Annotated in this window: 12 protein-coding genes and 1 tRNA gene; 6 read left to right on the forward strand and 7 right to left on the reverse strand. The window is 38.2% G+C overall.

The window, feature by feature from the left end:
• Positions 1-17: 17 nt before the first annotated feature.
• The 3 genes from nrdA to yfaE all read left to right on the forward strand — a co-directional run bounded on the left by nrdA (position 18) and on the right by yfaE (position 3,768).
• Complete coding sequence (gene nrdA, locus WNY98_RS09420; RefSeq protein WP_182733173.1) at positions 18-2,300, forward strand: class 1a ribonucleoside-diphosphate reductase subunit alpha; 2,283 nt, start codon at positions 18-20, stop codon at positions 2,298-2,300.
• Positions 2,301-2,365: 65 nt separating this feature from the next.
• Positions 2,366-3,496 (forward strand): class Ia ribonucleoside-diphosphate reductase subunit beta, encoded by a 1,131-nt coding sequence (nrdB, locus tag WNY98_RS09425; RefSeq protein WP_002961159.1) that lies wholly within the window; start codon positions 2,366-2,368, stop codon positions 3,494-3,496.
• A complete protein-coding gene (yfaE, locus tag WNY98_RS09430; RefSeq protein WP_342877748.1) occupies positions 3,496-3,768 on the forward strand; it encodes a class I ribonucleotide reductase maintenance protein YfaE in 273 nt (90 codons plus the stop codon). Before nrdB ends, yfaE begins: the two co-directional genes overlap by 1 nt.
• Positions 3,769-3,802: 34 nt before the next feature.
• On the opposite strand, the gene WNY98_RS09435 is transcribed toward yfaE, so the two are convergent.
• On the reverse strand, positions 3,803-4,390 hold the full coding sequence (locus WNY98_RS09435) for a DUF1287 domain-containing protein (protein WP_342877749.1): 588 nt from the start codon (positions 4,388-4,390) through the stop codon (positions 3,803-3,805).
• A 27-nt stretch (positions 4,391-4,417) separates the two neighbouring features.
• Positions 4,418-4,891: a hypothetical protein gene (locus tag WNY98_RS09440; RefSeq protein ID WP_342877750.1), complete on the reverse strand. Its 474-nt coding sequence runs from the start codon at positions 4,889-4,891 to the stop codon at positions 4,418-4,420.
• Positions 4,892-5,175: 284 nt separating this feature from the next.
• Here WNY98_RS09440 and WNY98_RS09445 point away from each other — a divergent pair, with 284 nt between their 5' ends.
• Positions 5,176-6,171 (forward strand): alpha/beta hydrolase, encoded by a 996-nt coding sequence (locus tag WNY98_RS09445; protein WP_342877751.1) that lies wholly within the window; start codon positions 5,176-5,178, stop codon positions 6,169-6,171.
• Between the two features lie 136 nt (positions 6,172-6,307).
• On the opposite strand, the gene WNY98_RS09450 is transcribed toward WNY98_RS09445, so the two are convergent.
• A complete protein-coding gene (locus WNY98_RS09450; protein WP_024600261.1) occupies positions 6,308-6,736 on the reverse strand; it encodes a hypothetical protein in 429 nt (142 codons plus the stop codon).
• A gap of 199 nt (positions 6,737-6,935) precedes the next feature.
• Positions 6,936-7,115, reverse strand: a complete 180-nt coding sequence (locus tag WNY98_RS09455) for a hypothetical protein (RefSeq protein WP_024600262.1) — start codon at positions 7,113-7,115, stop codon at positions 6,936-6,938.
• A 282-nt stretch (positions 7,116-7,397) separates the two neighbouring features.
• Between WNY98_RS09455 and WNY98_RS09460 the strand changes: the two genes are divergently transcribed.
• Both WNY98_RS09460 and WNY98_RS09465 read left to right on the forward strand, forming a co-directional pair.
• The gene (locus WNY98_RS09460) at positions 7,398-7,787 is read left to right on the forward strand and encodes a YkgJ family cysteine cluster protein (protein ID WP_182736467.1); all 390 of its coding nucleotides are present in this window, start codon (positions 7,398-7,400) and stop codon (positions 7,785-7,787) included.
• Positions 7,788-8,002: 215 nt separating this feature from the next.
• Positions 8,003-10,387, forward strand: a complete 2,385-nt coding sequence (locus tag WNY98_RS09465; protein WP_342877752.1) for a TonB-dependent receptor — start codon at positions 8,003-8,005, stop codon at positions 10,385-10,387.
• Between the two features lie 156 nt (positions 10,388-10,543).
• On the opposite strand, the gene WNY98_RS09470 is transcribed toward WNY98_RS09465, so the two are convergent.
• The 3 genes from WNY98_RS09470 to WNY98_RS09480 all read right to left on the reverse strand — a co-directional run bounded on the left by WNY98_RS09470 (position 10,544) and on the right by WNY98_RS09480 (position 11,764).
• Positions 10,544-11,164 (reverse strand): FKBP-type peptidyl-prolyl cis-trans isomerase, encoded by a 621-nt coding sequence (locus WNY98_RS09470; protein ID WP_024600265.1) that lies wholly within the window; start codon positions 11,162-11,164, stop codon positions 10,544-10,546.
• Positions 11,165-11,233: 69 nt separating this feature from the next.
• The gene (locus WNY98_RS09475; protein WP_342877753.1) at positions 11,234-11,620 is read right to left on the reverse strand and encodes a hypothetical protein; all 387 of its coding nucleotides are present in this window, start codon (positions 11,618-11,620) and stop codon (positions 11,234-11,236) included.
• A gap of 53 nt (positions 11,621-11,673) precedes the next feature.
• Positions 11,674-11,764, reverse strand: a tRNA-Ser gene (locus WNY98_RS09480).
• Positions 11,765-11,885: the final 121 nt, after the last annotated feature.

Consider the following 11,885-nt stretch of genomic DNA (forward strand, 5'->3'; position numbering starts at 1 on the left):
CCAAGGAATACAGGCAAATGAACCAACAGTTATCTGTAAGCAAACGTGACGGGCGCAAAGAGCCACTTGATCTGGATAAGATCCATCGCGTTATTGAATGGGCCGCCGAAGGTTTAAATAACGTTTCGGTTTCGCAAGTTGAATTAAAATCGCACATTCAGTTTTACGACGGTATTCGTACCAAAGACATCCACGAAACCATCATTAAAGCAGCAGCGGATCAGATTTCAAAAGAATCGCCTGATTATCAATACTTAGCTGCACGTTTAGCTGTATTCCATTTACGTAAAAAAGCGTATGGTCAATTTGAACCACCACGTTTATTTGACCACGTAACAAAAATGGTTGGCGATAAACGCTACGATGCTCACTTATTAGTAGATTACACAGAGCAAGAATTAGACGAGCTTGATGCATACCTTGATCATTCTCGCGATCTTAACTTTAGCTACGCAGCTGTAAAACAGCTTGAAGGCAAGTACCTCGTTCAAAACCGTGTATCGGGTGAAATATACGAAAGTGCACAGTTTTTATATATTTTAGTAGCAGCAAGCTTATTTTCAGACTACCCACGTGAAACACGTACTGATTACATCAAACGTTTTTACGACGCGGTATCATTATTTAAAATATCTCTACCAACGCCAATTATGTCAGGTGTACGTACGCCTACTCGCCAGTTTAGCTCGTGTGTATTAATTGAATGTGGCGACAGCCTTGATTCAATTAACGCTACATCGTCTGCAATCGTTAAATACGTATCACAACGCGCAGGTATTGGTATTAACGCTGGTCGAATTCGTGCTTTAGGTAGCCATATTCGTAACGGCGAAGCGTACCATACAGGTTGTATTCCTTTTTATAAGCACTTTCAAACAGCCGTTAAAAGTTGTTCGCAAGGTGGTGTACGCGGCGGCGCTGCAACTTTGTTCTACCCGCTTTGGCATCTAGAAGTAGAGAACCTACTTGTACTTAAAAATAACCGTGGTGTAGACGACAACCGCGTTCGTCACCTTGATTACGGCGTACAGTTTAATAAACTAATGTATTCTCGTTTAATTAAAGATGACTACATTACATTATTTAGCCCATCAGATGTGCCTGGCCTTTACGATGCATTTTTTGAAGACCAAGCTGAGTTTGACGCACTTTACGTAAAATACGAACAAGACGAGTCTATTCGTAAAAAACGTATTAAAGCCATTGAGCTTTTCTCTATGTTTGCGCAAGAACGTGCAAGTACAGGTCGTATTTATTTACAAAATGTTGATCACTGTAATACACACAGCCCATTCATTTCTAAAGTTGCGCCAATTCGCCAATCTAACTTATGTTTAGAAATTGCATTGCCAACTAAGCCACTTAACAACGTAAATGACGAAGAAGGCGAAATTGCCCTTTGTACACTGTCTGCGTTTAACTTAGGTGCAATAGAGTCACTTGATGAGCTTGAAGAGCTAGCTGAACTTGCAGTACGCGCACTTGATAACTTACTTGATTTCCAAGACTACCCTGTACCGGCGGCTAAAAATGCAACTATGGGTCGTCGAACGTTAGGTATAGGCGTGATTAACTACGCATACTACCTAGCTAAAAACGGTAAGCGTTACTCAGATGGCAGCGCAAATGCATTAACACATAAAACCTTTGAAGCTATTCAATACTACTTGATGAAAGCATCAAACGAGCTTGCTAAAGAGCGTGGTGCCTGTCCTAAGTTTAACGAAACAACGTATTCACAAGGCATTATGCCAACAGATACGTACAAACGTGATTTAGATAAAATTTGTGATGAGCCACTTCACCTTGATTGGGATACACTACGTGCAAATATTAAAGAGCACGGTATGCGTAACTCAACACTAAGTGCGTTAATGCCATCAGAAACATCGTCGCAAATCTCTAATGCAACTAACGGTATTGAGCCACCACGCGGACATATTAGCGTTAAAGCAAGTAAAGACGGTATTTTAAAACAAGTTGTTCCTGAGTATGAGCGTTTAAAAGATCAGTACGAGTTACTATGGGACATTCCATCAAACGATGGTTACTTGCAGCTTGTTGGCATAATGCAAAAATTTGTTGACCAAACAATTTCTGCAAATACGAATTATGATCCAAACAAGTTCGAAGGCGGTAAAGTACCTATGCAAGTCTTATTAAAAGACTTACTAAGCGCGTACAAACTAGGTGTTAAAACCTTGTATTACCACAATACTCGCGATGGCGCCTCAGATTCACAAGAAGATACTCCAGAAGTGGAAGATGATGATTGTGAAGGCGGCGCGTGTAAAATATAACTGCTGATTTTTATTTTAAGCGGGCATTTAGCCCGCTTTTTCTGATAGTTTTTTGAGTGATAAACATGTCTTATACTACTTTTAGCCGAAACCATAATAATCAAATGCAAGAGCCAATGTTTTTTGGCCAAACTGTAAACGTATCTCGTTACGACCAACAAAAATACCCAATTTTTGAAAAGTTAATTGAAAAGCAACTGTCTTTCTTTTGGCGTCCTGAGGAAGTAGATGTAAGTAAAGACCGTTTAGACTTTCAAGCATTACCAGATCACGAAAAGCATATATTTTTAAGCAACTTAAAATACCAAACACTACTTGATAGTGTACAAGGTCGTTCGCCAAACGTGGCTCTACTTCCAATTGTATCACTACCAGAGCTTGAAACATGGATAGAAACGTGGGCGTTCAGTGAAACAATTCACAGCCGCTCATACACGCATATTATCCGTAACGTAACACAAGCCCCTGAACTTATTTTTGATGACATAGTTAGCAACGATAAAATTAGCGAACGTGCTGATGCCGTAACTAAATACTACGATGACTTAATTAACTCTGTTTCGCTTTACAACTTATACGGTGAAGGCAAACACGAGATTAACGGTAAAACAGTTATCATTAATTTATTTGAGCTTAAAAAGAAACTTTACCTTGCAATGATGTCGGTAAATATTCTTGAAGCGATTCGCTTTTACGTAAGCTTTGCATGTTCGTTTGCTTTTGCTGAGCGCGAGCTAATGGAAGGTAACGCTAAAATCATCAAGCTAATTGCACGCGATGAAGCACTTCACCTTTCGGGTACTCAGCATATTTTAAACATTATGCAAGACGGTAAAGACGACCCAGAAATGGCGATTGTTGCTGCCCAGTGCCGCGATGAAGCTATTAAAATGTTTGTTGACGCAGCAGAGCAAGAAAAAGAGTGGGCCGAATACTTATTTAAAGATGGTTCGATGATTGGCTTAAATAAACATATTTTATGTCAGTACGTTGAATACATTACCAATGCACGTATGACTGCGATTGGCTTGCCTGCACAGTTTGAAAATAACAGTAACCCTATCCCATGGATAAACTCGTGGTTAGTGTCTGATAACGTGCAAGTAGCACCACAAGAAGCAGAAATAAGCTCATACCTTGTTGGTCAAATAGACTCGCAAGTTGATGCATCAGAATTTGGTGATTTTGATTTATAATGCGTGACAAGTCTACTGCAAGTGTAACACTTGCAGAAAACAGCCAGTGTATAGAGTTTACCGCTGACTGCCCTTCTCTTTTACACTGCTTAGAATCCATGAAAATAGACGTTGCATTCCAATGCCGTGAAGGCTATTGCGGCGCTTGTAGGGCAACGTTAGTATCAGGTAACGTTGAGTACAACGAAGAGCCACTTGCGTTTGTGCGCGAAGGCGAAATATTGTTGTGCTGCTGTAAACCCAATGGCAATGTAAGTATTAATCTGAAATAAAATTAATACTTACATATACCGTTTATTAAGCGCATCAATACTGTGGAACAAACCGGTAATGCCCTGTAATTTTGTAATCAAAAAGCATGTCACTTTTTTGCGGCCCACGCCCAATATTATGCACAATAAGCGGATTACCTGTATCTTGAGATGATTCATTAATCACCATGCCTATATGAGGTAAATTACCTGGTAACATCCACGTTACTATATCGCCGGTTTTATAATCACTCACTTTGTTGGATTTACTTAACACGTTTGCATGGCGCTCAAAGTAAGCTTGTAAATTTGGAACACGTCGGTGATCTATATTTTTATCAGGCTTATTTAAACCCCAAATACGTTTAGATGGATACAGTGTAAAGTTATTTTGCATGTCTTCATGCACGAGTTTCTGTAAATCGATGCCTAACTTTCTGTAACTTCTAATTATTACATCGGTGCACACACCTACATTCTCAGGTACATCACCACCAGGATAGCCAATAGAGTGATAAGACCCATCGTAGGTAACGTTATGTGTTGTTCTTTCAAGTAACGCAGCCACAATATCGTCATCAAACGATGCCGCATAGGCATTTACACTAAGTAAGCTCAGTAAAAAAACAGTAAAGCGTGTCATATGCAATCCTTTGAAAATGTTAATTAACTACAACGCTTGAACCACGTGTTCAGGCACGTTTATTTTATTGCCATTATTTGTAAAGTGCTTATCAAGACCATACGCCATTACTTCAAGTGGCGCAGCCGCATAACCAACCTGCTGAATTTCGGTTATGTAACGTAACATAAAAGCCTCGGCGCCAAGTTCACTCCATTGGGCTACGTGAACAAGTTCATGAAAATGCACAGCTAAATTATCAGCTACGTAAGGAAGCATGTAATAAGTGTTTTTATATGTAGTACCTGCGGCATCCATGTCAATAAAATCGTCTAATCCCATTTCACGCAAAAAAGGAAAGTTAGGTTTGGGTATTTCATCGACAATAACGTAAAAGGCATTTTTTAAAAATTCGACAGGATAAAACCCTGCAAACTCACTAGCAAATTTCTCACAGCTAATTCTTTGGGTTTTATATTTAATATTTGTTGCATCAATCCATTGTTCTATTTGTTCGAGCACGTCCTTTCTCCAAAATACTAACTTAACATTGTATAATGTGTTGTAAGCCAACAACTCAATTGTAACAAAAGTAAATTAACGAATCTCTTTTTTAAATTACAAAAAGCTGCTAAAAACCACTTACCCTCTAATCAACTATATATTTGGTAATGTGCTTTAAAAACACAGGTATTGTTACTGTGTCCTTATTAGTAGTACTTGTAATTATTAACTGAATGCAATTGTGTAAATAACGGGTCTGGTAAATTAATAAAGCGTCATTGCCAAAAATAACGAGTTTACTTATGCCCATAGATATACAAAAAAATCTTAAAGTAAAACCTGCTCACATAGTCTCATTTATTGTGTTTTTATTAGTTTCAATATCTACACTTACCGCTAAAGTGTACGCCGCTGATGCTGTATGGCCTTCAAAAACCACCTACAAATATGCAAATGTAAACGGTAAAAAAATATTTTACCGAGAAGCTGGCATGCAACATAAGCAGACCATTGTGCTTTTACATGGCTATCCGTCATCTTCACACAGCTACCGAGAATTGATCCCGCTTTTATCAGGTCGTTATCATGTAATTGCACCCGATTATTTAGGCTCTGGTTATAGCGCACGCCCAAACCCAGAAACTCAAAAATATACTTTTGAATTACTAGCTCAATACCTTGAAGGGTTACTAAAAACGCTTAAAGTAAAGCGCTACAGCCTATATATACAAGACTTTGGAGCACCTGTAGGCTTTAGAATGTTGTTAAATAATCCTAATAAACTTAATGCACTTATTGTACAAAATGGTAATGCATATTTAGAGGGGCTAACCGTAGCGAGGCAAGCATTTTTTAAAGCCGCGAATGAGGATAAATCAAAAGCGCAGAGTGATAAAATTTATTCGTTCACGTCTGATAAAGCCATTATTAATAAGCAGTATTTACGAGACGTACAAAGTAACCCAGAAGTGATGAGCCCAGATAGCTGGACGCATGATCTTCACTTTTTACAAACCAAAGCCGATAGAGTAATTCAAGTGCAATTGCTACAAGATTACTACAACAACCTTCTCGACTATCCAAAGTGGCAAGCTTATTTACGCAAGTACCAACCACCAACGTTAATTGTATGGGGTAAAAACGACCCTGCGTTTATAGCCGCAGGCGCTAAAGCATACTTAAAAGATGTACCGAACGCTGAACTACATTTACTCGATTCAGGGCACTTTAGCGTTGAAGAAAAACCAGTAGAAATTGCAAAGTACATTGTCGATTTTATGAATAAGCTAGCTCAATAGTAAGCCTTTTCTTTTGGTTTAGTATTTATAGCGAACATAAAAAAGCGCTGAGGGTATAAACCATCAGCGCTTTATTAAGCTCAAGCTAAATCCACAAAAATCACATTCAATATGGATAAGTTATGCTTTTATGTATTTAACCTTCTTCTTCAATAAGCGACTCTAGTAGGTCGTGTATTTCAGCTTTAAGCTCTTTGTCTTCAATTTTATTGGCGCTGACTTTAGCATTTTGAAGGTTTTTAATGGCTTCATCTTTTTGGCCAAGCTCAAGTTGTAATGTGGCCATTGAAAAAGAAACCGACGACATGTGATCTTTGTTATTAATCGCAATCGACTTTTCTAATGCTTTTTCGTAAGTCGTGATTGCCTCTTCTAACTCTTCGGTAAAATCAGCTAAGGTTTCCCATTGTACAGGGTGATCTTTTGAGGTATTTTCGTTTTCAATACAAATAGCTTTTAACTCTGCAAATAACGATTCAAACTTTTCACGGTTATTTTTATTAGCCGCCGCCATTAAATCTTCTGCAAGGTCGTGTACCGCTTTATATACTTTTGTGTTCATCATCACTGGTTATCCTTTAATGCAGCTAAACTCATTTACTCACTCAATTTAGCTAAAATGTATCATTACAGTCATTATAAAACGTATTTAAACAACTGATTTATTTAATTTGGTGTATAGCGTAATAATACATTAATAATGAACATCGCGTAGGCGTTAAACACTCTGTGATTAAACTTTATCGCAATTACTCTTGGTAAACTTACACACTGAATAAACTTGCAACCCAATCCAACGTAAAGATGGTCGTAAACACTTTGAGTGCAATGACAACTATAAATAATAAGATGATTGCCGCTTTGGCTTTGCTACTTTTAAGATTATTCCAGTACAATAACTTTGCATTAAATTCTGTTTTTAACTTAGTGACAGACTCTTTCATAATAACGCCCTGCTTAGGTATCTGCGCTCAGCAACATTGAACAATCACACAATTGCTCAAGCGGGGTTAGTAACATTTTTCGCTACCTTTAGAGTAAACCATTAAATAAAGCCTGTACTATATAAAATGTAACAAGAGGTTTTAACAAGTTATTGTATCTAACTATTGTTTAAACACCCAAAAATTAAAGGATAGGTAAATTCAGTAGAGCGTTAATAATAAATTTGGTGCTACACTAATAACTAACTTAAATTCGTTAACAGCCAACTAAATTAGCCAATTATGAAAGAATGCAACCAGTGTGGTAAATGCTGTATTAAATATGGCGGCGGCGATTTAAGCGCAACGAAAGAAGAAATAGATTTATGGGAGCTTTTTAACCCCGAAATTTATGAATACGTTAAAAACTACGAAATTTGGTTTGACCCAAAAACAGGCTTAAGACTTCAAGTGTGCCCATTTTTAGAAATTGCGCCCAAAAAAGATCCTCTCGCTAAAAACATGTATACCTGCAGCATTTACCTCGACCGCCCAGAAGACTGCCGCCACTACCCTAGCCTTATTTCGGAGATGATCCGCGACGAATGCGAAATGATTGAATCTGTAGATATAACAAACCAGACAAGAGCGCAGCATAAACTAGATGCGATAATGATAGATAGCCGCTATTAAATATATAGATTTACCAGCTAGGGCTATGAGTTATTCGGCCATATGGATAAGTTTTCTATTCACAAACCTATTATTTGAATTTCTATAATATTGGCTTAATCGCCATTTTTAGATTATTCATCGCAAAACACAAGGTTATACTATAACATTGTTGATTCGTTAATTTTGCGGTGTTATATTATATCACAACATAATAACCACGAACCAATATATCCATGACAAAGTTAACATTAATCTCCTCTGCTATTTTTTCTGTTTTATGTTCTCAATCAGCTTTGGCTGCAACTGTTACTGGTAAAGTAATGGATGATAAAAATCAGCCAATTAAAAATGCCTCTATCCATGTTCATGGCAAAAACCAAAGCGTAAAAAGTAATGATGTAGGCGAGTTTGCTATCGAAATCGATGCAAACAGCCAATTACATATTAGTAAAGACAACTACATAGACTCTCGTATTGCTGTTACCGAATCTTCAAACAGTCTGTCTGTGTCACTTAAACCAACATCGGTTGAAACAGTGGTTGTTTATGCCTCTGCACTTCATAAAAACAGCTTAGAAATGATATCGCCAGTAAGCGTGCTCTCAGGTGATGAATTAAGAAATAAATCTAAACCAACACTTGGCGAAACTCTTAAAGGTTTACCCGGCGTAAATGCAAGTTACTTTGGCCCAGTATCATCAAGCCCGATTATTCGCGGTTTAGATGGCCCTCGCGTTAAAATCACACAAAATGGATTAGATGCCAGCGATGCATCGCGTATTGGCCCAGACCACGCGACATCAAGCGACAGCCTAGCGGCAGAACAAATTGAAGTATTACGCGGTCCAAGCACCCTACTTTATGGCTCTGGTGCAATTGGTGGCGTTGTAAACGTGGTTGATAACCGTATTCCTACTAGCAATATCGACGAGCTTACAGGTGCAGCTGAATACAGCCACGATACTGTATCTAACGCAAATACAGTTGCTGCAAAACTTGAAACCGGTAATGAGGGTTTTAACTTTCATTTTGATGGTACAAAACGCAGCGGCGATGATTACCAAACACCAAACTTTACTATCACCGATGATGATGGCGATGTCGAAAAAGAAGATTCAGTAGAGAATACCTTTATTGATAGCGAAACGCTTAACTTTGGTACTAGCTATGTTGGAGAGCACCTAACGGTTGGTTTTTCTTACGGTAGCATTGATACCGATTACGGGATTCCGGGACATGAACATCACCACGAGCATGATCACAAAGGCGAAACTGAAGAAGAACACGAAGAGCATGAAGATGAAGAGGCTGAAGAAGCCGTTTATGCACATTTAGAGCAAGACCGGTGGCAGGGTTTAATAAGCTATGCACTGCATAACAATTGGATTGAAACCATTAACCTACGTGTTGGCTATACCGATTACTCGCATAGCGAAATTGAAGACGGTGCTATTGGTACAACTTTTACCAATAAAACCACTGAAGCACGCTTAAATGTAGAACATAAATTTGCTGATTGGCATGGCATGGTTGGCTATCACTACAGCGACTCTGATTACGATGCAATTGGTGAAGAAGCATTTACACCAGCAAGTGTAACGACAACTAATGCACTTTATTTATTAGAAGAACGTGAATTTGGTGATGTAACCGTTGAACTTGGCGCGCGTATCGAAGATTACAAAATAGAAAGCCAAATTTCGGAAGTTGAGCATGGTCATGATCACGACGATGACGAAGCTGAAGAAGAACACGACGAAGAAACACTTGGTTACAGTCAAAGCTTTACTAATTTAAGTGTATCAGCGGGTGCAATATGGCAGTACAAACCGGGCCATAGTATTGCGACAAGTATTTCTCATTCAGAGCGAGCTCCACTTTCTGCAGAGCTTTTGTCAAATGGTTTACACATTGCAACAGGTACGTATGAGCTTGGCCTTGGTTACAACATTGAAGGTAATGAAGCGCATTTTGAGCCTGAAAATATTAAGCAAGAAACTTCAACTAACTTAGATTTAAGCTTTAGACGTTTTAGCGGTGATTTTGGTTACACAGTTAACTTTTTCTATAACGATATTAAAAACTTCTACTTCCAAGAAAATACAGGTTTAGTTTACGATGAAGAAGATGGTTTAGAATCGGCTATTGGTGCACATGATGATGCCGTTGCGGTTTATCAGTTTACCAGCAAAGATGCAGAGCTATATGGTATTGAATTTGATGCTCACTATCAAATTACATCAAGCGCTATGGTTAAAGTATTTGGTGACTCAACTCGTGCAAAACTTAAAGATGATGAAGGTAACCTACCGCGTATTCCAGCCAATAAATTAGGCTCGGAGCTGCAATATGATTTAGGTGATTTACAACTAACGCTTACAGGTACTCATTACTTTGATCAAAACGATGTAACTGCGTTTGAAACACAAACCGATGGTTATACGTTATTTGACGCACAAGCTAATTACCAACTTGATTTAGGTGCGGTAGATGCACAACTTTATATAAATGTAGATAACATTACCGACGAGTTAGGTTTTGTACATAGCTCATTTATTAAAGATAAAGCACCGTTACCTGGCAGAAACTTTCGCTTTGGTATCCGCGGTTATTTTTAATAGCTAACAAATACCTCTTTACTTTATATATTTAAAAACCGCATTTTATTAATGCGGTTTTTTATTTTTAGCATACATAAAGTTCTTAAATTACAGACACAAAAAAGCCGCGTTCAAATTGAACACGGCTTTTTAAATTCTTAATTAATATTTAAATTAAGAAAGGATTTCGTGTAACTCAACATCAAATACAAGCGTTGAGAAAGGTGCGATTGCAGCACCTGCGCCACGTTCACCATAAGCTAGCTCATGAGGAACGTAGATACGCCATTTAGTACCTACAGGCATCATTTGTAATGCTTCAGTCCAACCTTTGATCACGCCACCAACTGGAAATTCAGCAGGTTGACCGCGCTCGTATGAGCTATCAAAAACAGTACCGTTTACTAGTGTACCGTGGTAATCAACACGTACTGTAGACTCAGCTGTTGGCTTTTCGCCTTCGCCAGTTGCTAATACTTCATATTGAAGACCAGACTCAGTTACTGTGATTTCAGGACGTTTTGCGTTTTCTTCTAAGAATGCAATACCTTCCGCAGAAAGTACTTTTGACTCTTCTTCACGACGAGCTTGAATCTCTTCGTTAATTTTTTCGAATGCAGCTTGGATCTCAGGGATCTCAACTTGAAAAGCGCTACCAGCGTACGCATCTTTCATGCCTTCAAATACTGAATTTAGGTTTAAGCCTTCAAAAGGATTAGACTTAAGTTGCTCACCCATTTGTAAGCCAATACCGTAACTTGCTTTTTCAGCATCTGTAGTAAAATTATCTGACATAATGTGTTTTTCACGTTTTGTTAGTTAAAAGACGCATATATGCTATCACAAAATAAACCGTGTTTGGGGCTAGTTTTTGCTGAGTTTCACCTTAATTAGGCCAACAATGTAGCTACAAAGCGGTAAACTGAATAAAATTCCAGCAAGTAAAGGAATTGCTAGCAATGCTGACTCACCAAACAGTAAATAAGGTACGCCAAGGAGTCCTACACAACCAATAAAAATAGAACCGATTACCGGCCAATGTTTGTCGTATTTGGTAATTAAATGAGCAGCTAAAATATTAAAGCCCACACAATAAACTAAAGCGGTAATAAGAGAATTTTCTGGCTGTGCGTCACTCGCCATTTTGACTAATAAAGTAATGGCACTTTGATAGCAGTAACCAAACACAGTCCATAATAAAACATGCTTTATTAATTGCTGCGAGGTTGAAAGGTTTCTTGCTTTTGTCACTTACTAAACTCCACAAAGCAAAAAACCGCCCATAAGGCGGTTTTTTTAAATAATGGTGGAGAGATAGGGATTTGAACCCTAGATGGGCTATAAACCCATGCCGGTTTTCAAGACCGGTGCATTCGACCACTCTGCCATCTCTCCGCACGGCGCGAATAATATGGCTAAATACGTAACTTGTAAAGAGCTAAATATAAATTAATATAAAATATTAATTTATTGGATGAAATACATCCACTTTGTTATTTTATTAAGCTATTCACTT

Source organism: Pseudoalteromonas sp. AS71 (assembly GCF_038900275.1).
Lineage (GTDB): Bacteria > Pseudomonadota > Gammaproteobacteria > Enterobacterales > Alteromonadaceae > Pseudoalteromonas.